The following is a 20,691-nucleotide window of genomic DNA, read 5'->3' on the forward strand; positions in this document are numbered from 1 at the left end:
TTATTAATCAAGCAACATGCGGAAAAATAATGGATTAATAACCGCTATCCACTTGCAATAAATGATTCAGAAAGGTCTAATTTGCACCCTGAATAAAAGGCAGTTGAGTCATCGTCTGACGACGAACCTTCGATGTTGACCTAAAGCGTCACAACATCTTAAAAACTCAAATGCTTCCAGGAAAAATTTTCGCGACCGTTATCGATAATCGTTAACGGCGCCTTATTGTCTCACCAGGACACGTTATCAAACCGGAATAATCATGTACCCTGCTTCACAGCGAATCAGAATCCATCAGCAGGATAATCTTCCTGAGCTGGTAAAACTGGATGTCAGCAAACTCGGTCGCCCATGGCATAAGCTACCTAAGGTAATGAACGATAGCTTTGACATTCTTGACGCGCGCCTGAGTATTTATTTTCTGAAGAAGCTTCGGGTTAACGCCGCGTTAGAATCGATGACTTTCGCGATCGACCAGAATTATAAAAATGCGCAAATATTCTCAACACGTTATGGGAATATTGCGTTTGTGATCGATCGTATATTATTACTAAACATCCTCCATGATTATTACGGGCTGAGTAAAGACAGCAGCCATATTGAACCGGATGAGTCACTCCCGATCACCAAAACGGAAGAACGCCTCAAAAGCAAACTGGGTCAGGAACTGACCTCGCTGGTTATTTGCAAAGAGACATTTGGCGAAGACCTGGAAATTAAAGTCGATTATTCCACGGTCATTAACCAGTGGGCCTGGTGCATCACTTTCACCCTGGAAGGTTACAGCCACGGTAGCTTTACCATCCTGCTGGACAATCCACACATTGACCAGATGCTGGCGGCGCTACGCTCTCCGGATCACAGCACCAGCGGCGTGGAAAAGAGCGTCAGCCTGAGCCCCGCGCAGATCGAACGCCTGTTCGATAGTCTGCCGCTGAAGCTGGATGGCCGTCTGGCCAGCCTGAACCTGACCGTCGCTCAAATCGCTGACATCAAACCAGGCGACATCATACCGATCGCGATCAATGACCCTTTACCGGTGTTTATCGGTAAAGAACAGATTTTTGAAGCCACTATTGCCGAAGATCGCAGCAAGCTTTTCTTATGCGATATCCACGACAAGACAACCGAGAAGCCTTATGAGTGATTTACAACAAGAGCTGAGCCAGTCTCTGGATCTGGACGACCTGAACCTCAGCGACATGACCCATGATGAAACCATTGAGGGGAATATCCGCCTCGATTTACAGCCGGAGACGCGTAATGCGCCACTGACCGACGTGCGCCGCATGGCGCTGTTCAGCCGTATTCCGGTGACCCTGACGCTGGAAGTGTCCTCGGTGAACATCTCGCTGGCTGAACTGATGGCAGTGAACTGCGACTCGGTGATTGAGCTGGACAAAATGGCGGGTGAACCGCTGGATATTAAGGTCAATGGTATCGCGTTCGGCAAGGCCGAAGTCGTGGTGCTTAATGATAAATATGGCCTGCGCATCATCGAATTTAATGCCAAAGAACTGGGTGAGCTGACCCGATGAACCGCGCGTTATACCGTGGCTGCGTCCCGCTGCTGCTGCTCATTGGTTTGCTGTTCGCCCAGCCCGTTCTGGCGGCGAACGGCGACATCACGCTCTTTAGCACGACCGCTAACGGCGCGGGCCAGGATTACAACGTCAAAATTGAAATCCTGATCCTGATGACCCTGCTCGGCCTGCTGCCGATCATGGTGCTGATGATGACCTGCTTTACCCGCTTTATCATCGTGCTGGCGATTCTGCGCCAGGCGCTTGGGTTACAGCAGAGTCCGCCAAACAAAATCCTCACCGGCATCGCGCTGGCGCTCACTCTGCTGGTGATGCGACCGGTATGGACCACCGTGTATAACGACGCGATTGAGCCCTTCCAGAACGACCAGATCACCCTCAAGCAGGCGCTGGTGAATGCTGAAGCGCCGCTGAAAAAATACATGCTGGCGCAGACCAACAATAAAGCGATGGCGCAAATCATGACCATCGCCGGCATTGAAGGCGACGCCCGCGAGCAGGATCTGACCATCGTCACCCCGGCATATCTGCTCAGCGAGCTAAAAACCGCCTTCCAGATAGGCTTTATGATTTACATCCCGTTCCTGGTCATCGACCTGATTGTCGCCAGTATTCTGATGGCAATGGGGATGATGATGCTGTCGCCGCTGATCGTCTCTCTGCCGTTTAAGCTGATGCTGTTCGTGCTGTGCGACGGCTGGACGCTGATTGTCGGCACCCTAACCGCCAGCGTGCAAGGACTGTAGCGATGATGAACATGGACACCGCCGGTGACATCATGGCCTCCGGCATTCACCTCGTCCTGCTGATTTCCGCCGTGGCGATTGTCCCCAGCCTGCTGGTCGGCCTGTGCGTGAGTATTTTCCAGGCCACCACCCAGATTAACGAACAGACCCTCAGCTTCCTGCCGCGTCTGGTCGTCACGCTCGGGGTCCTGATTTTCGCCGGGAAGTGGATGCTGACGCAGCTGGTCGATTTTACCGTCCAGATTTTCCATCAGGCGGCGGCGCTGGTGGGTTAAACCATTATGGGAATCGATATTCAGGCGCTGTGGACGCCAATCATGGCCCTGGTGCTGCCCTTCTTTCGCATCCTCGCCTTTTTACAGTTCGCTCCGGTGATCGATAACCGCGTCTTCTCACGGCGCATCAAAATCGGCACCGCGCTGGCGTTAACCATCATCATCACCCCGATGCTGCCCAACAACGTGGTGCTTCACGAACTGGTTTCACTGCGCGCCATCGTGCTGATTGGCGAACAGCTGCTGTGGGGATTCTTCTTCGGCATGGCGCTGCAGCTGGTGTTTGTCGCGCTACAAACGGCGGGGCATATTCTGTCGATGAATATGGGGCTGGGGATGGCGATGATGAACGACCCGGTTAACGGCAGCTCTACCACGGTGATTTCGCAGATTATCTACGTTTTCTGCGCCCTGCTGTTTTTCATTATGGACGGCCACCTGCTGCTGGTGACCATCCTGTTTAAAGGCTTCAGCTACTGGCCCATCGGTCAGGCCATCAACCAGCCGACGCTGACGCTTATCGCTCAGGGGTTAGGCTGGATTATGGCCTCGGCGACGCTGATTGCGCTTCCGACGACCTTCGTCATGCTGATTGTGCAGGGCGGCTTCGGCCTGCTCAACCGTGTTTCGCCGACGCTAAACCTGTTTTCGCTTGGCTTCCCCATCAGCATGCTGTTTGGCCTGCTGTGTATTTCGATGCTGGTCACCAACATTCCTGACCACTATCTCAACCTGACTAACGAAATTCTGGCGAAACTCGACGCCATAAGGGTGCAGTAATGGCCTCCAGCGGAGATAAAAGCGAAAAACCCACAGCCGGGAAGCTGCGCAAAGCGCGGCAAAAAGGGGATATTCCCCGTTCAAAAGATTTAACCATGGCGGTAGGCCTGCTGGCCTCATTCTTCACCCTGGCGACCTTCCTGCCGTACTACCGTTTGTTGATCGGCGAGTCGTTTGCCGCCGTCGGCACCATGGCGAAGGACCTCGATAACCCGAACGTCCTCAACCAGTTTCTGCTGCTGAATCTGTGGGTGCTGCTGCGCTTTATCGCCACGCTGATCCCCATTCCGCTGGCCTGCATCATCGCCAGCCTGGTGCCGGGCGGCTGGATTTTTACCCCGTCGAAGCTCAAACCCGATTTTAAAAAGCTCAGTCCCATCAGCGGCGTTAAACGTATGTTTTCCGCCAGCCACTACACGGAAGTGGGCAAGATGATGCTGAAATGCGCGACGATACTCGCCGTTGTCTACACGATGGTGCATGACCAGATGGATAGCCTGCTGCATCTCCAACGGTTGTATCTGTATCAGGCCATCGGCCAGGGTTTTGGCATTTTTCATCACGTTGTCAGCTATTTCATCGCCGTTATCGTGATTTTTGCCCTGCTTGATGTGCCGTTGAGCAAATTCATGTTCACCAAAAAGATGCGCATGACCAAGCAGGAAGTGAAGGAAGAGTACAAAAACAACGACGGTAACCCGCAGATCAAAGGCCGCATCCGCCAGCTGCAGCGCCAGATGGCGATGGGGCAAATCTCGCGCACCGTGCCCGAAGCGGACGTGATTATCACGAACCCAACCCACTACGCCGTGGCGCTGAAATACGACCCGCAGAAGGCGGAAGCGCCGTACATCGTCGCCAAAGGCATTGACGACGTGGCGCTGTGGATACGTGAGGTGGGCGCCACTCATAAGGTAGAAGTGGTGGAGTTTCCGCCGCTGGCGCGCGCGGTGTACTACACCACTCGCGTTAACCAACAGATTCCGGCGCAGCTGTTCCGCGCCATCGCTCACGTGCTGACCTATGTGATGCAGCTGAAGTCCTGGCGCGAAGGTCGTGCTGAGCAAAAACCCCGCCTGAACAGGCACATAGACATTCCTCAAGAGGTATTAAAAGCCAATGGCGAACAGTAAGATGCAAAACATGTTCGGCATGCTCCGCAAGGCGCAGATTGCCGTACCTATCCTGCTTCTCTGCGTACTGGCGATGGTCATCCTACCGCTGTCACCGCTGATGCTGGATATCCTGTTTACATTCAACATTGTGCTGGCGGTCATCGTACTGCTGGTCGCGGTGAATATGCAGCGTCCGCTGGACTTTGCTATCTTCCCGACGCTGCTGTTAATCACCACGTTAATGCGTCTGACGCTGAACGTGGCGTCGACCCGCGTGGTGTTGCTGAATGGCCATCAGGGGGAAGGCGCGGCCGGTAAGGTGATTGAAGCCTTTGGCCAGGTGGTGATTGGCGGCGACTTCGTCGTCGGCTTCGTGGTGTTTATCATCCTGATGATCATCAACTTTGTGGTCGTCACCAAGGGTGCCGAGCGTATCTCCGAGGTTTCCGCACGCTTTACGCTGGATGCGCTGCCGGGTAAACAGATGGCGATCGACGCCGACCTGAATGCCGGGCTTATCAACCAGCAGCAGGCGCGAAGCCGCCGTCAGGAAGTGGCGAAAGAAGCCGACTTCTATGGCGCGATGGACGGGGCGTCCAAGTTTGTCCGCGGCGATGCCGTTGCCGGGATTATGGTACTGATCATTAACGTGATCGGCGGTATCTGTATCGGTATCTTCAAATACGATCTTGATGCCAGCCACGCGTTCCGTCAGTACGTTCTGCTGACCATCGGTGACGGTCTGGTCGCCCAGATTCCGTCCCTGCTGCTGGCGACCGCCGCGGCGATCATCGTGACCCGCGTCAGCGAAGGTAACGACGTCAGCGACGAAATCAAAACACAGCTGCTCTCCAAGCCAAAGGTGCTGTACACCGCGGCATTCGTGATGTTCATTCTGGCCGTTGTGCCAGGTATGCCGCACATCGCCTTCCTGAGCTTTACCGCCCTGCTGGTGTTCGCCGCCTGGCGGCAGAGCAAGGTGGTGCAGCCCGCGCCACAAGAGACGGACATGGAGGCCATCAGTGAAGCATTGGCCCCCGATACCAACCCGGCGATTACCTGGGACAGCATTCCGCTGGTCGAGCCGATTGGCCTGAACCTTGGCTACAAGCTGGTCACCATGGTGGATGAGTCGAAGGGCAGCCCGCTGTCGCTCCGCGTGCGTGGGGTGCGGCAGGTGATCTCTGAACTGTGCGGCGTGCTGCTGCCGGAAATTCGCATTCGCGAGAACTTCCGCCTCAAGCCCGCGCAGTACGCCATTCACATCAACGGTATCCGCACCGCGCTGGGCGAAGTGAACGCCGAGAAGCTGATGGCCATACCCGGCACCGAACTGTACGGCGAAATCGACGGCGTGCTGGATACCGACCCGGCCTACGGCATGGCGATAGTGTGGATTGACCCGGAACAGAAAGCCAAAGCGCTGAACCTCGGCTATCAGGTCGTCGACTGCGCCAGCGTGGTGGCGACGCACGTCAACAAGGTCGCCCGCGAGCATCTGCCGGAGCTGTTTAACTACGACGATATCACCCATCTGCATGCCCGTCTGGCGCAGCAGGCGCCGAAACTGGCGGAGGATTTAAACGCCGCGCTCAACTACAGCCAGCTGCTGCGCATTTATCGCCAGCTGTTGCTGGAACAGGTGTCGCTGAAAGATATCGTCACCATCGCTTCAACGCTGCTCGAAAGCGCGGCGGTGACCAAAGATCCGGTGCTGCTCACCGCGGATGTACGCTACGCCCTGCGCCGCGCCATCGTGCATAACATTAACGGCGATCGCCCGCAGCTGGCAGCCTACACCATGGATAATCAGCTGGAGAATATGCTGCTCGGCGCGCTGAATCAGGCACAGCAGGCCGGCAAGGTGGCGCTGGACAGCTTCCCGGTTGACCCGAACATTCTGACCCAGCTGCAAAATACGATGCCGATGATTTACGAGCAGATGAAAGCGAAGAGTTTGCCGCCGCTGCTTCTGGTCACGCCGCAGCTGCGCCCGGTAATTTCACGTTATGGCCGCCTGTTTGCCAGCGGGCTGCACGTGCTGTCGTACAATGAAGTGCCGGACGACGCCGACCTGAACGTGGTGGGAACGCTGGCGTAACCTGCCGCCTGAGATGCCCCTCTCCCTTTTTACGGGAGAGGGAACGGACCGAAACTTACTGATCGAGGTAGCGCAGCTTCCATTCCGCTATCGTGCGCGGCATTTTGGCCAGATTGTTACCCTGGGTGCTGAAGTACGAGAACGCCAGCTTCCCTTTATCATCCGGCTCAACCCGCGCCGCCCAAATATTGCTGGCCGTGTACATGATGATAGCCGTACGGGTATTGGCCGCACCGCGCACCCACATTGACACTGCCGTAGCGCCGATATTATCTATATCTTCATGATAGATATAGATATTCGCTGTATCGACGAACTTTTGATAGTCGTCGCCAACCAACGTGCGGAAGCGTTCATCCATTTTAGGATCGGTGAAAATCTCCAGCGATAGCAGCGTCGCCTTTGGTCGTGGATCCTGCTCTGACTTCAGGTAACGCCCATCGATAAACGCGCCGTTAGGCATTGACAGGCGGCAGCCCCAGTCGGCATTGCTGTAGGCCTGAATCGCCCCGCTTTTACGCGGGATAAACAACACTTTGCACTTTTTGCTATCGACCATATCGTCGATCAGCACCATGCCGTTAATCTTGCGGGCTTCAGCGGTAAATTCATCCTTATTCTGTCCGGCCCAGATACGAATATCGGCGGTAATTGACCAGTCCGCGCTATGGCTGAATTGGATCACCCCGCCGCTCATATTCGCCGCGCTGGTGTTCCACCAACGGCCTTCCCACGCAAAGCCCGGCTGCGCTTCGGCAATTTTGCTGATCCCGGAATAGTAAGCGCGCTCAATACAACTGTCCGATGCACAGCTTTCCAGAGATTTCTCCCAGGCCTCATACTCCTGATGCACCTGACGCGCATCACGATACACCAGCATCGCGCGGTAAACGCTCGACATCGTGTTATCCAGCCAGCTCAGGTTATCGTTATTACAGATGGTATTTTCCAGCGGCGTTGAGGCGCGCTGGCAGTTCACCGCAAAAGCGCTGGAGGCGGAACATGCCGTAATAAGAATGAGTAAATTAATCAGGCGCTTAATCATTTAGGATACTTTTTAACCAGAGAGAGCGCTTATTCTGGCGAAAACAAACTTTTATTGCAATAAAACAGCATGAATTATTCACCGTTCAAATAATTAATCCATGCTTAAGTTGTAGCAATAAGCTGTCGCTTGTTTATTACGTGTGTTCTTTTTTGGATTATCACGTTATGAAGATAGACAGTAGTAATTACACGCTCTCGGTACTTTCTTCTTACTCTTCAACGGAAAACACCGAACGCAAACCGCTTGGTATCCTGCGTCACAGCGGCCAGTACTCTCCACAAGCAGGCAACTGGAAACTTTCCGACCCCACGCTTTCCGCCGTCGTCAGCCTACGTAGAGGCGACGTTATGCCCTATTACCAGGGTAAATCGGTAGCATGGGCATTAATTGAATATGATGTAACGGAACTGATGGAGAACTAATATTTAACTAACGTTTCACTTATTAGATATTTTAGCTTTATTTCTGTAACTCAATATTCTTTACGCGGTGAAAATAAGCCCTTCACCGCGTATCGATCATATTAACTAATATCGGCAACCGAAGACCGTGCCACCAGACGCCCGGTGAATACGCGCCCTTCGGGCATAAACAGGGAATGGCCGTCAATTAACGCGCGAATACGCTGCACGCAATGATCCAACAGTTGTTCGACGGGATAGGAAATGCAGGTCAGCGGCGGATAGACCAGCGATGCCAGCGGAGAGTCTTCCAGACTAACCAGCGACACTTCCTGCGGGATCGCAATATTGAATTCACGCAACAGGCGCATCGCTTCAGCGGCGTAGCAATCACGCTTGGCGATAATCGCCGTGTATTTCGTGAAGCTATTGATCAGCGTCAGCAGTGCCTGTTCGATATTATTATTGGCCATCACCAGCAGTTGCCGATTAAACGGCAGGGAGAAATTTTGCAGCACGCTACGGTAGCCGTCGAGCACCTGCTTACTGGCGACGTCGTTTTCATTGTCTAACAACAGCGCAATATTACGGTGCCCTTTACCCAGCACGTAGCGACAGGCGCTTTCGGTGGCAAAAGCGTAGTTATAGCCCTGGCTGGCGCTGCCTTTTGCGGAGAACTCATCAAATGCGATGACATTGCTGGCCACATCACCGCTGTTACGGCCCAACGTTACCACGGCAACACACTGATGTTGCAGGCTTTCCACCGCAGCCTGCTGTTCAGCGGCGTCGTTAACGTACTGAATCATTAGCGATTTATTCAGCGATTTAACCGCCTGCGACAGCTGCGGTAATAGCGTCGCGCTAAACTCCGCTTCATACGCGGGCAGCACCATACCGACGTAGCTGGAGGTGTTGCTCGCCAGATTCTGCGCCGCAAAGCTTGGGCGGTAGTTTAGCTCTTCTACCGCACGTAATACGGCCTCACGGCTCTCTTCACGAACGCCACGCGTCCCCGTCAACACGCGCGAAACGGTGGCACGGGAAACGTTGGCTAACTTTGAAACATCATCAATAGTAGGCATGGTGTCGTCTGTATTACGGTTTTCTCCCTATAGTAACATAAATACGTACAGGTATTCGCCAACTCCCCGTCGCAGAGGCGCCGGGGAGTATGGGGTTTAATGGCGAGTGCGATAAAGCTCAATCAACTCACCCACCAGCTCTTTCGCAAGGATTGAGGTCATTAGATGATCCTGAGCGTGCACCATCACCAGCGTCATTTTGGTTTTCCCCTCGCCTTCATCGGCTTCAATCAGCTGAGTCTGCACCCGATGCGCTTCACGCGCATAATGCTGCGCCTGCTCCATCTTCTCATCGGCGTCGGCGAAATCGCCGGTTTTGGCGCTGTTCAACGCTTCGTAGCACAGGCTACGCGATTGACCGGCGTTGATAATAATCCCCATCACTTGTTCTTCTAAATCCATAACATCCTCTCAATACAACACATTACGCGGTCTCAGATTGCCCAACGCGGCTTTCGGCCCCGGCGTCGCCGGTTTCCTGCGACAGCAGCTGTTTCTCGTACGCCTTCAGGAACGGGTAGTACATGACGGCGGCAGTCACCATACAGATCAGGCACATAATGATCGGGCTGAATGACCAGTTTGCCGCCCACGATGCGCCGATAGGCGCTGGCGTGGTCCACGGCGTCATCGACACCACGCGGGAAACGAGGCCGAAGTCGAGGGCAAAGTAAGCCAGCGTGGCATTGACCATCGGTATCAGCACAAACGGAATAAAGAACAGCGGGTTCATAATAATTGGCGCACCGAACAGGATCGGTTCGTTGATATTAAACAGCCCTGGCACCACGCCCATACGACCAATCGTCCGCAGGTGTACCGCCTTGCTGCGCATCAGCAAAATCGCCAGCGGAAGGGTGGAACCCACCCCGCCAATCAACAAATAGTGATCCCAGAATCCCTGAACGTAGATGTGGGGAATCGCAGTGCCGGCAGCCATTGCGGCCTGGTTAACCGACAGGTTTGCCATCCAGAACGGGTTCATAATGCCGGTCACAATCAGCGCGCCGTGAATCCCGGCAAACCACAGAATCTGGCACACCATGACTGACAGCAAAATGGCTGGCAGCGTATCAGATGCTGCAACCAGCGGTTTAACCAGCGACATGATCGCTTCCGGAATAATCATCCCCAGTTGCGCTTCAATAAGCAGATTCAGCGGATGCAGCATCAGCGCTACCGCCAGAACGGGGATCAGGATTTCAAACGAACGCGCCACGCCGGTTGGGACTTCCGGTGGCAGACGAATGGTGATGTTGTGACGGCGCAGGAAGGCGTACAGCTCGGTGGTGTAAATCGCCACCAGCAGCGCGGTAAAAATACCCTGACCGGAGAAGTAAGCGACAGATATCTGCCCATCCTTCAGCGGCGCGGCCACCAACAAAAAGCCCATCAGCGACAGCATGCCGGACGTCAGCGGGTCCAGTTCATGATGACGCGCCAGGCTTGCCGCCACCCCGACGGAGATAAACAACGTCATGATGCCCATACTGAAGTTAAACGGCAGCATCAGGCTTTCGCGGTGGTCCAGGGAGAACTGCAGCCATGCTCGCGCAAAGCTCCAACTGGTATCCGGCGAAAACGGTGGAAAGATAAACACCAGCATGAAGGAGCCGACGATCATAAATGGCAGCGCGAGGATAAAACCGTCGCGAATAGAAGTAACGTATTTTTGCTGGCCAATTGCTCCAGCCATTGGCGTGATTTTCTGTTCTATCACGCTGATTAATTTAGCGTACAGAGAGCTCATGCTTTATCCCTTAGTTATTGTTATCAATTAAGGACAGGGCAAAATCCAACACCGCGCCGCCTTTTTGCATGCCGTAGTCCATCATGTTGATCGGCTCGACCTTGATGCCGTAAGCGCTGGCTTTCTGCTGCAAATCTTTCTGCATGTATTTGACCTGCGGCCCCAACAGCACCACCTGATAGTGGCCCACCTGCTGTTCAAATTCGGCGACGCCAAACGCTTTGATATCGACCTCCAGACCGCGTTTTTGCGCCTCTTCCACCATCTTTTTCACCAGCAGACTGGTGGACATCCCAGCGGAACAACACAGCATAATTTTCTTCATGGAACACTCCTGACTGAGTAGTAACGATGAGCGGACTATAATCAGGAGGAAACAAAACGGAAAGCGCTTTCCGAATGTGAATCCGTTAAATGTGAGCACGATCACCGGTTGCAGGCTTTCACTTTGTTGGGATGTAGGCGATGATCCAGGCTCCTCCGTCCGATATAAGGTTCGCCATGAACATTCAGTTTATGAATGTTGCTGTGACGCTGATTGAGCAGCGCGTTACGCCTTTTGCTAATCTTCTGACCCGCAGCCAGCACATCACCGCCATGCGCGACAGTTTTGCGTTGGCCATGCCGTTCGTCATCGTTGGCAGCCTGATGGTGCCGTTCATTTTTCCGCCGTTTACCATCAACGGCGCGTGGTATCAGGCAATTCGCCCTATGCTGCTACCGACCTTTGAGCTGACGATCGGCCTCATCGCACTGATCATCGCCTTCGGCGCCAGCGCCAGCTTAGGTAAGCAGTATCAGCTACCCGAACGTCTTTCCGGGCTGACGGGGTGCCTGGCCTTTCTGGTGTTTATTGGCTTCAAAGAAAACGGAGGAAGCAATCTTTTCCTTGGCGGGATGGGGATATTTAGTGCTTTAGTTTCAAGCTTTTATTCTGTTGAAATCATCCGAATTTTTTACCGAAAAGGCTGGTGTATTCGTCTACCCGACGAAGTACCGATCATGACCCGTAACGGCTTTCAGCTGCTGGCGCCGCTGCTGGTGATTATGCTTTCGATAACGGTCGTCAATGCCGGATTGAAGCTACACACCGGGATGATCCTGCCTGAATTAATCAGCGAAGCGCTGCGGCCGCTTATCATTGCTTCCGATACGCTAACGGCCTTACTGATATCCCTGCTTATCTGCAATTTGCTTTGGTTTATTGGCATTCATGGCGCGCTGATTATTACCGGCATCATGAATCCATTCTGGATGACCTATCTCTTTGAAAATCAGCAGGCATTAGCAAACAACATCACGCCGCTGCCCCATATTTACCTGCAAGGATTCTGGGATTTCTACCTGCTGATCGGAGGGATTGGTTCTACGCTCCCGTTGGTTTTTATGGCGCTGCGTAGCCGGTCCCGGCAGCTAAAAAGTGTGGGCAAAATTGGCCTGATCCCCTCACTCTTTAACATCAACGAACCGATACTCTTTGGTTTCCCAATTATACTTAACCCATTATTCTTAATACCTTTTATTGCCGTTCCCATGATTAACGCCTGCATTGCATGGTATCTCACACACCTCGGCGTGCTTGACCGCGCCGTGGCGATGCTCCCCTGGTCTATGCCTGCGCCACTGGGTGCTGCATGGACGGCAAACGGAAGCTGGAAAAACATGTTCATGTGCCTGTTCGCCTTCTTCAATGCCTGGATGATCTATCGCCCATTCTTCAAAGTCTACGAGCGGCAATTAGCGGAATCTGAAGCCCGCTAATCGATTCCCTTCACAGTTTTTTTCTTGCCAGCGCCATACCGGCGCTGGTTTTTTTATCTCCTTCGGATAAAAAGTCGATCTACATCACGCTTTCAAGTGAACAATCTCTGGATCTGTGATTTGATCCGGCAATTGTGGAAAGCGCTTTCCGTATGTGGATGTACTTTTCCATTTTTGATCCGTAAATTTCCCATCGCATTAACAAAAGCGCTATTGCGTACAAAAAATAAAAGGGAAAAGTGAAAGATGAAACAACTTAACCGATTGATACCTCTGGCTATACTTATCAGCGCTGCCACAAGCGGCCTGGCCCACGCCGAAAAATATGACTTCCAGCTCCATGGCTACATGCGCTCAGGGATCCTGGCGAACTCGGACGGCAACCGCGTAGATTCCGTCGGGTTGATGCCAGACGGTAAATGGCGCCTGGGCAACGAAGAAGACACCAAAATCGAGCTTATTCCTACCGTCACACTGAAATCCGATTCCGGCGCTGTGGCGAAAGTTCAGGCCAACATCACCCACCAAAGCAAATGTACCTCGGACTGGAACTGTCAAGATGATGACGGGCACGACGTACAGTTCCGCGAGGCCTACGCCGAACTCACCAATCTCGACTTTGCCCCAGAGATGACCTTCTGGGGCGGTAAGCGTTACAGCAGTTCCAACACCTCCAGCCACCAGTTTGACTGGGAGTACATTCAGTACAACGGCACCGGCGGTGGCTTCGATAACATGGATCTGGGCTTCGCCCGCTTTGACGCAGGGGTTTACGCCTTCTCCCCCACTGATGAAACCAAAGCCTATCCGGTCGACAAAGGCGATCAGGGCTACCCGGATGACTACTCGCTTAACCTGTGGTTGAAAAAGATCGCCGGTACCGGGCTGGATCTGGAACTGATCGGCCATCGCATGAACCGCAACGAAAACCACCCCACCTCCGCAGAGAAAGGCTACGGTGTGACCGGTGTATATAATTTTGACGGCTTTTGGGGCCTGACGGGCGGCTATTCCAAACTGGTCATGCAGTATGGCCGCGGCCTTGCGGCTGGCGATTCGCTGGGTAAAAACGGCTGGGGCTGGGCAAACCTTGAGGATACTCAGTCCTGGCGCATCGTGCTCGACAGCATGGCCTCAATGGGCGATATCGACATTTCGACCTTCGCCTACTTCCAGAAAGACAAAAACTACCGTTGGTGGAGCAGCGACGATAACGGCTGGGGCCGCACCAGCTGGGTTGCGGGTATCCGTCCTTATCATCAGATCACCAAAAACTTCGCCATGCAGTATGAGCTGGGCTACGAATACCTCGATGACGATAACTACAAAGGGGTTAATGGCAAAGGCAAGGGCGGGCTGACGAAAGTCACCGTAGCACCGACGCTGACCTTCGACTCTGGCTTCTGGAGCCGCCCGCAACTGCGCTTCTTCGTCACTTACGCCAAATGGGATAAAGGCGTCTCTGATGCCCTCGACGGCAACTACAACTGGGGCACCAACACCATCGACGCCGGTGGCTACAGCCGCAGCGGTGACACCGATACGGTCAACTTTGGCGTACAGGCAGAAGTCTGGTTCTAAGGAGAGAAGCCATGAAACGAGTCGCAAAAAAATCCCTGTTCCTCGCCGTACTGGCAGCACTGACCAGCGCTGGTGCGCTCGCGGCGGAACCTTCTCACTTCGATAACTTCATTACCCGCCAGGGCGCACAGCTGATGGACGGTAACCAGGAATTTCGCTTCGCTGGGATCCACGCCCCTGAACTGCATCGGATTGAAAACGATGCGCGCGGCGTCTGTAAAGCCGATCCGCGCGGATGGGGTCAATATTTCAAATGGCCCACGCCGGAAGAACAAGAAAACTGGATTAAAGCCATCGTGCAAACCGGAGCCAGGGCCCAGCGCGTCTATGTGCTTTCAGTGCAACAGGAGAACGACGAAGCCTGTGAACGAGAAACGCATATCCTGGCTCCCGCTACGCCAGGCGGCATGCCGCGTCTGAACGAAAAGGCGATGGTGGTTTACGACAACATGATTGCCGAAGCCGATAAACAGGGCCTGCGCCTGATTCTGCCGTTTATCGATCACTGGTGGTGGTGGGGTGGTCGCGAACAACTTGCGGCTTTTTACCATGAAAAACCTGAAGATTTTTACAACACGCGCAGTAAAACCTACCAAGCGTATCTGGATGTCATTCGCCAGGTGATCACCCGCACGAACACGCTTACCGGGCGTGCCTACTCCGAGGAAAAAGCCATTATGGCCTGGGAGACCGGTAATGAACTGGAAGACACAAATGCGGAATTCCTGAAGCAGACGGCGGCGTGGATTAAGAAAATGGCTCCACACCAACTGGTGGTTGACGGTACCTATAAAAAAATCAACGACTTCTCCGTGAACGATCCCAACGTGGATATCGTCAGCAACCATTACTACACCAATGCCGGAAACAATCACCCGGAACAGGTGAAAAAGGATCTGGAGGCTATCGGCGGTAAGAAAGTGTACCTGGTGGGTGAGTTCGGGTTGCTTGATAGCAACGCGTTGAACAGCATCATGCAGTCGATCGTTCATACTGACGTTAACGGCGCAAAAGCCGCAGGGGGGTTCATCTGGGGTTTCCGTGGGCACCGTCACGACGGCGGTTTCTATTGGCATAAAGAGTACACCGGCCACTACAGCTACCATCTGCCGGGCTTCCCGGAAGGGGATGCCAATCAGGAAACGGAGATCGTCAACCTGGTTCGCAAAGCGGCTGCACAGATCGCGGGACAGGAACAAATGGCCCCGCTCCCCATACCGGATGCGCCAAAACTACGTGAAACCACTTCGCCGTTCGCCATCAACTGGATGGGTGCCGCTGTTGGTCGCAGTTACGACGTTGAACGTGCGGAGTCGAAAGACGGCCCGTGGCAAGTCGTAGGACATAATATTTCCGACGGTGTGCAGGAGTGGAATCCGGAAACGATGGATCTCTTCCGCGACGACTACACGTCGTTGACGCTGGGCAAAACTTACTTCTACCGCGTCATTGCTAAAAATGAAACCGGGCAATCGGCACCGTCTAACGTTATCAGCGTCACCCATACGCAGAAAAACAAGGCGCCGGTCATTACGCTTGAGGAAACGGCCACCGCCGCACAACACAGCGGACTTAGCCTCAATGCGCGGTGGCAGGACGACAATCTGCCGTCACGAAAAGTGCGCGAAAAGTGGACCAGTACGGGCAAAAAACAGGCGCATTTTTGCGATGCCAACAAGGCCTCAACCCGCGCCTGGTTCCCAACACCCGGTACCTACCAGCTGACCTTCACTGCCGACGATGGCCTATTGGAAAGCAGCAAAACGTTGACCGTCAACGTCACCGAGGCCACCGCGAAAGTACCCGCCGATTTCTGCCACTTTGACAGTCAGTTACAGGGTCTGGAGCAAAGCCAGAAAACGGTGATCAAGAGCGCGGACAATGAACTGGCAACCGGCGAAGATGGTTTCCTGGGACCGTTTGCCAATGATGGCGATAAAGCGAGCTGGAAGATTGCGGCACCGTGGGACGGCAATTACCTACTTCACCTCGATTTCAATGCCAAGTGGGGTGGAAAGAAGAACTCGGTGCAGATTAACGGCGATAAACCTATCCAGATTGAATTTCCGCAAACTGACGAGCACGGCCAGCGGATGACGATTCCGGTCTATCTCAAGCAGGGTGAAAACACCATCAGCGTGGGGAAATACGCCGGTGACTGGGGCTATATCTTTATCAAGTCCATTCAGGTGAATGCAGAGTAGTGCTTTGCTGCGCCGCTAACGGCGCAGTTTTTTGTTTTTATTCAGGAGATTAAATGACCACGTACGCGTTTCCAAACCATTTCCTCTGGGGCGCCGCCGCCTCGGGCCCGCAAACCGAAGGCGCAGAGGGTAAACCTCACCGTTCCATCTGGGACAGCTGGCACGCCGCGCAGCCGGAGCGCTTTTACCGGGGAATCGGCCCTGAGACGGTCTGCAATACGCTGCACCGTTACAAAGAAGATGTCGCCCTGATGAAGCACATCGGCTTTAACTCATTTCGTACCTCTATTCAGTGGTCGCGGCTGATCGACGATCTGGAAACCGGCGAGCCGAACGCCGAGGCCGTCCGCTTCTACAACGACTATTTCGACGAAATGATCGCTAACGGCATCGAACCGATGGTTAACCTCTACCATTTTGATATGCCGGAAGATTTGCAAAATCGCTACGGCGGCTTCGAGTCAAAACACGTGACCGATCTGTTCGCCCGTTTTGCCGCCACGGCGTTTCGTCTGTTCGGCCATAAAATCAAATACTGGATAACCTTCAATGAGCCGATTGTGCCGGTGGAAGGCGGCTATCTGTATGACTTCCACTATCCGTGCAAAAAAGACGGCAAGCTGGCCGCGCAGGTGGCGTTTAACATCATGCTGGCGCATGCCAAAGCGGTGCAGTGCTATCGTGAGCAGGCGCTGGCGGGCGAGATTGGCGTGGTACTCAACCTGACGCCGTCCTATACCCGCAACGACTCAGCGGAAGATAAAAAAGCGGCGTGGTACGCCGACCTGCTGTTTAACCGTAGCTTCCTCGACCCGCTGGTGAAGCACCAGTTCCCGAAAGAGCTGTGCGAGCTGCTGGCGGTGCATAACTGTCTGCCGGAAACCACCAAAGAAGAGGTCTCGCTGATTACCGACTCGCGGATCGACTTCCTCGGCGTGAACTACTACGTGCCGCGCCGCGTGCAGGCGCGCGAAACACCGTACACCCTCGACTACTTCACACCGGAGTACTACTTCGAAAACTACGTCGACCCGAACGGCCGCTTTAATCCGTACCGCGACAACAACGAAATTCATCCGCAGGCGATCTACGACATTGCCAGCAATATTCGCGACAATTACGGCAATATTAAGTGGTATCTCGCCGAAATTGGCATCGCGATGGATCTGCAATCCGAAGGCCCGGTACAAGCGGATGGTGTGATTGACGATGGTTTCCGTATTGGTCTGATGGAAGAGCATCTGGTGCAGCTACACCGCGCCATCGCCGACGGCGCAAACTGTTTCGGCGTACATCAGTGGACGTTTATCGACAACTGGTCGTGGCTCAACTCGTTTAAACGCCGCTACGGGTTCTACCGCCTCGACCTTGAAACCGGCGAACGGCAGATTAAGCGCAACGGGCTATGGTTTAAGGCGCTGGCGGAGAGTAACCAGTTTACCCTCGAATAACGCCGTTTACCCGGTAGGCCGGATAAGGCGTTTACGCCGCCATCCGGCAATGTGCCGCACCGTGCCCGATGGCGCTACGCTTATCGGGCCTACGCTATACCGGGCCAATCCCCTGCAACAGCACCGCCAGCGCGTTGCCGACAATCATCTCCGGCGTCAGCATCGCCAGCCGCTCGTCTTTACGCATCCGGGAAAAGGGCACCAGCACCAGGCTTAACAGGGTGGTAAACAGCAGTTCCGCCGAAAGATGCGGATTGACCTTTCCTTCCTCCTGCCAGCGTTTCACCATCGCTAACGTCGCCTGATACTTCTCATCGCCAAAACGCGCGTGAAGATGCTGGCGCAATACCGGCATCTCGCCGATCACTTCCTGCATCCACAGCGGGGCGAACCACTCGTACTGCGCTGCAAGTGTCGCCAGTTTCTTGACCATTTCTGTCAACGCTTGCACCGGTTCGTCAGGATAATCGCCAAACACACCGCCAATTTCGGCACGCAGCGGTAAAAATCGCTCTTCGATCATCACATCCAGCAATTGCTCTCGTGAATTAAAGTAGTAGTGCAGCATCGCTGGCGTGACCCCCGCTTCGCGGGCGATCGCATTCAGTGATGTGCGCGCAACGCCTTGCTGGGAAAACAGCTGCAAAGCAATATCTATCAGCTGTTCACGCTTGTCGGCATCGGGCTTGCTGCCGCGCGGACGACCCGGTCTACGCGGTTTAAGGTTATCTTTTTGTGCTGGCATAGAAACGGGATCCCTTGACCTCTTAACGATCTTCAATAAATATTAATTATGCATTTAATTAATTTCAAGTGAGGACATGATGGCGTCCGATATGACGACAAACGCGCAGCCGCAGCAGGCTGGCGTGACCTCAATTCGTCTGCTGTTCAGCGCGCTGCTGCTGGTGATGCTGCTCTCCGCACTCGACCAGACCATCGTCTCGACCGCGCTACCGACCATTGTCGGCGAGCTGGGCGGACTCGACAAGCTCTCGTGGGTCGTGACGGCCTATATCCTCACCTCCACCATCGTGGTGCCGCTGTACGGCAAATTCGGCGATCTGTTTGGCCGCAAACGGGTACTGCAAATCTCGATTCTGCTGTTCCTCGCCGGCTCAGCGCTGTGCGGTCTGGCGCAGAATATGACCCAACTGGTGCTGATGCGGGCGCTGCAAGGGCTTGGCGGCGGCGGGCTGATGGTGATCAGCATGGCGGCGGTGGCCGATGTGATTCCTCCCGCCGAACGTGGCCGCTACCAGGGGTTATTCGGCGGAGTATTTGGTCTGGCGACGGTGATTGGCCCGCTGATCGGCGGCTTTATCGTCCAGCACGCCTCCTGGCGCTGGATTTTCTACATCAACCTGCCGTTGGGGCTCTTTGCGCTGTTTGTCATCGGCGCGGTATTCCATGCCAGCAACAAACGCAGCCAGCATCAGATTGACTGGCTGGGGGCGATTTACCTGACCCTGGCGCTGGTGTGTATTATTTTGTTCACCACCGAAGGCGGTACGGTGCGCGAGTGGAGCGACCCACAGCTGTGGTGCATTCTGGCCTTTGGTCTGGTGGGTATCGCCGGGTTCATCTATGAAGAGCGGCTGGCGTTTGAGCCGATTATCCCGCTTTCGCTGTTCCGCAACCGCAGCTTCCTGCTGTGCAGCCTGATCGGTTTTATCATCGGTATGTCGCTGTTCGGCTCAGTCACCTTCCTGCCGCTCTATTTGCAGGTGGTGAAAAGCGCCACGCCAACGGAGGCTGGCTTACAGTTGATTCCGCTAATGGGCGGGCTGTTGTTGACCTCGATTATCAGCGGCCGGGCCATCAGCCGCACCGGTAAGTACCGCATCTACCCTATCATCGGTACCCTGATGGGCTGCATCGGGATGGTGCTGTTGACGCGCATTACCATTACCTCGCCCACCTGGCAGCTGTATCTGTTTACCGGCGTGCTGGGGATGGGGTTGGGGCTGGTAATGCAGGTACTGGTGCTGGCGGTACAAAATACGGTCAGCGCCAATCTGTACGGCGTGGCGACCTCCGGGGTTACGCTGTTCCGCTCTATCGGCGGTTCCATCGGCGTGGCGCTGTTTGGCGCGGTGTTTACTTCGGTACTGCAATCACGGTTGATGAGCCTGTTGCCGGAAGGCGCTGCCATCCCGCAAGGGATGAACCCGGTGGCGATTCACCAGCTTCCCGCGGCGATTCGTACCGACTACCTCACCGCTTTTGGCGCGGCGATCCATGCGGCATTCGTCATGGCGGCCTGCATTATGGTGGTGGCGTTTGTGCTGTCGTGGCTGCTGAAAGAAGCGCCGCTGAAAACGCGGCACGCGTAGAACAGTGCCGGATGGCGCTGCGCTTATCCGGCCTACAGATCGGAGTAGGCCGGATAAGGCGTAGCCGCCATCCGGCAGCCCTTACAGCGCCTTCGTCAGATAGTGACGCGCCATCCCCGCCAGCGGGAAATCCTCCAGCGTCTTCACCAGCTGGTAGCCCTGCTTCTGATAAAACGGCAGCGCCTGGAAGCTGATGGTGTCGACCAGCGCGTGCAGACAGCCTTTCTCCCGAGCAAGCGCCTCAGCACGTCTGATAAGCTCACTGCCCACCCCGTCACCGCGCGTCGTTTCACACACCCACAGATAGTCGATGCTGAGCCAATCGCCTTTGCGCTGGCCAATCAGACCGCCGCGCATCACGTCCTGCTCGTCGCGCAGGTAAACGCAGATATCCCCCCACCCGGAAGTATCAACAAACTGCTGGTTATAAGCCCGCAGCCCGGTGAGCAATTCCTCTTTGTCTTCCTGCGTAATAACTTCTTTAATAACAAATGGCATATTTATTCCTTATTT

The 20,691-nt window shown here is 54.5% G+C and carries 20 protein-coding genes; 13 read left to right on the forward strand and 7 right to left on the reverse strand.

Going from position 1 to position 20,691, the window contains the following annotated elements:
- Window positions 1–262 precede the first annotated feature (262 nt).
- From NNN71_RS16870 to NNN71_RS16900, 7 genes are read left to right on the forward strand one after another with little or no spacing between them, the layout of a single operon-like run.
- Complete coding sequence (locus NNN71_RS16870; RefSeq protein ID WP_167574734.1) at window positions 263–1,147, forward strand: FliM/FliN family flagellar motor switch protein; 885 nt, start codon at window positions 263–265, stop codon at window positions 1,145–1,147.
- Window positions 1,140–1,538, forward strand: coding sequence for a flagellar motor switch protein FliN (fliN, locus tag NNN71_RS16875; RefSeq protein ID WP_167574733.1), 399 nt, complete (start codon window positions 1,140–1,142; stop codon window positions 1,536–1,538). The genes NNN71_RS16870 and fliN overlap by 8 nt, the downstream gene beginning before the upstream one ends.
- Complete coding sequence (fliP, locus tag NNN71_RS16880; protein WP_167574732.1) at window positions 1,535–2,290, forward strand: flagellar type III secretion system pore protein FliP; 756 nt, start codon at window positions 1,535–1,537, stop codon at window positions 2,288–2,290. Before fliN ends, fliP begins: the two co-directional genes overlap by 4 nt.
- Before the next feature lie 2 nt (window positions 2,291–2,292).
- Window positions 2,293–2,565 carry a flagellar biosynthesis protein FliQ gene (fliQ, locus tag NNN71_RS16885; protein WP_167574731.1) on the forward strand — a complete coding sequence of 91 codons (273 nt, stop codon included), beginning with the start codon at window positions 2,293–2,295 and terminating at the stop codon, window positions 2,563–2,565.
- Window positions 2,566–2,571: 6 nt separating this feature from the next.
- Complete coding sequence (gene fliR, locus NNN71_RS16890) at window positions 2,572–3,345, forward strand: flagellar biosynthetic protein FliR (RefSeq protein WP_271458956.1); 774 nt, start codon at window positions 2,572–2,574, stop codon at window positions 3,343–3,345.
- A complete protein-coding gene (gene flhB, locus NNN71_RS16895; protein WP_167574729.1) occupies window positions 3,345–4,478 on the forward strand; it encodes a flagellar biosynthesis protein FlhB in 1,134 nt (377 codons plus the stop codon). The genes fliR and flhB overlap by 1 nt, the downstream gene beginning before the upstream one ends.
- Window positions 4,465–6,561 (forward strand): flagellar biosynthesis protein FlhA, encoded by a 2,097-nt coding sequence (locus NNN71_RS16900; protein ID WP_167574728.1) that lies wholly within the window; start codon window positions 4,465–4,467, stop codon window positions 6,559–6,561. Before flhB ends, NNN71_RS16900 begins: the two co-directional genes overlap by 14 nt.
- Before the next feature lie 55 nt (window positions 6,562–6,616).
- Here the strand turns inward: NNN71_RS16900 and NNN71_RS16905 are convergent, their stop codons facing one another.
- Complete coding sequence (locus NNN71_RS16905; protein WP_167574727.1) at window positions 6,617–7,606, reverse strand: lysozyme inhibitor LprI family protein; 990 nt, start codon at window positions 7,604–7,606, stop codon at window positions 6,617–6,619.
- A gap of 167 nt (window positions 7,607–7,773) precedes the next feature.
- Between NNN71_RS16905 and NNN71_RS16910 the strand changes: the two genes are divergently transcribed.
- Window positions 7,774–8,031 carry a hypothetical protein gene (locus tag NNN71_RS16910; protein ID WP_249022563.1) on the forward strand — a complete coding sequence of 86 codons (258 nt, stop codon included), beginning with the start codon at window positions 7,774–7,776 and terminating at the stop codon, window positions 8,029–8,031.
- 101 nt (window positions 8,032–8,132) lie between these two features.
- Here the strand turns inward: NNN71_RS16910 and NNN71_RS16915 are convergent, their stop codons facing one another.
- The 4 genes from NNN71_RS16915 to NNN71_RS16930 form a co-directional block, all read right to left on the reverse strand.
- A complete protein-coding gene (locus NNN71_RS16915) occupies window positions 8,133–9,095 on the reverse strand; it encodes a LacI family DNA-binding transcriptional regulator (protein ID WP_271458957.1) in 963 nt (320 codons plus the stop codon).
- Between the two features lie 96 nt (window positions 9,096–9,191).
- Window positions 9,192–9,497, reverse strand: coding sequence for a PTS N,N'-diacetylchitobiose transporter subunit IIA (gene chbA, locus NNN71_RS16920; RefSeq protein ID WP_064540875.1), 306 nt, complete (start codon window positions 9,495–9,497; stop codon window positions 9,192–9,194).
- Window positions 9,498–9,519: 22 nt separating this feature from the next.
- Window positions 9,520–10,845, reverse strand: a complete 1,326-nt coding sequence (locus NNN71_RS16925) for a PTS sugar transporter subunit IIC (protein WP_271458958.1) — start codon at window positions 10,843–10,845, stop codon at window positions 9,520–9,522.
- A gap of 10 nt (window positions 10,846–10,855) precedes the next feature.
- A complete protein-coding gene (locus tag NNN71_RS16930; protein WP_167574723.1) occupies window positions 10,856–11,170 on the reverse strand; it encodes a PTS sugar transporter subunit IIB in 315 nt (104 codons plus the stop codon).
- Between the two features lie 176 nt (window positions 11,171–11,346).
- On the opposite strand from NNN71_RS16930, the gene NNN71_RS16935 reads away from it, so the two are divergent.
- From NNN71_RS16935 to NNN71_RS16950, 4 genes are all read left to right on the forward strand, one after another.
- Window positions 11,347–12,606: a PTS sugar transporter subunit IIC gene (locus tag NNN71_RS16935; protein WP_167574722.1), complete on the forward strand. Its 1,260-nt coding sequence runs from the start codon at window positions 11,347–11,349 to the stop codon at window positions 12,604–12,606.
- Between the two features lie 246 nt (window positions 12,607–12,852).
- Complete coding sequence (locus tag NNN71_RS16940) at window positions 12,853–14,187, forward strand: maltoporin (protein ID WP_271458959.1); 1,335 nt, start codon at window positions 12,853–12,855, stop codon at window positions 14,185–14,187.
- Window positions 14,188–14,198: 11 nt separating this feature from the next.
- Window positions 14,199–16,391 carry a CBM35 domain-containing protein gene (locus NNN71_RS16945; RefSeq protein WP_271458960.1) on the forward strand — a complete coding sequence of 731 codons (2,193 nt, stop codon included), beginning with the start codon at window positions 14,199–14,201 and terminating at the stop codon, window positions 16,389–16,391.
- 53 nt (window positions 16,392–16,444) lie between these two features.
- A complete protein-coding gene (locus NNN71_RS16950; protein WP_271458961.1) occupies window positions 16,445–17,842 on the forward strand; it encodes a glycoside hydrolase family 1 protein in 1,398 nt (465 codons plus the stop codon).
- 94 nt (window positions 17,843–17,936) lie between these two features.
- Here the strand turns inward: NNN71_RS16950 and NNN71_RS16955 are convergent, their stop codons facing one another.
- Window positions 17,937–18,587: a TetR/AcrR family transcriptional regulator gene (locus NNN71_RS16955; RefSeq protein ID WP_167574718.1), complete on the reverse strand. Its 651-nt coding sequence runs from the start codon at window positions 18,585–18,587 to the stop codon at window positions 17,937–17,939.
- A gap of 91 nt (window positions 18,588–18,678) precedes the next feature.
- On the opposite strand from NNN71_RS16955, the gene NNN71_RS16960 reads away from it, so the two are divergent.
- Window positions 18,679–20,178, forward strand: coding sequence for an MDR family MFS transporter (locus tag NNN71_RS16960; protein ID WP_271458962.1), 1,500 nt, complete (start codon window positions 18,679–18,681; stop codon window positions 20,176–20,178).
- Between the two features lie 81 nt (window positions 20,179–20,259).
- Here the strand turns inward: NNN71_RS16960 and NNN71_RS16965 are convergent, their stop codons facing one another.
- Window positions 20,260–20,676: a GNAT family N-acetyltransferase gene (locus NNN71_RS16965; RefSeq protein ID WP_223803644.1), complete on the reverse strand. Its 417-nt coding sequence runs from the start codon at window positions 20,674–20,676 to the stop codon at window positions 20,260–20,262.
- Window positions 20,677–20,691: the final 15 nt, after the last annotated feature.

It is taken from the genome of Kluyvera sp. Awk 3 (genome assembly GCF_028069715.1).
Lineage (GTDB): Bacteria > Pseudomonadota > Gammaproteobacteria > Enterobacterales > Enterobacteriaceae > Kluyvera > Kluyvera georgiana_A.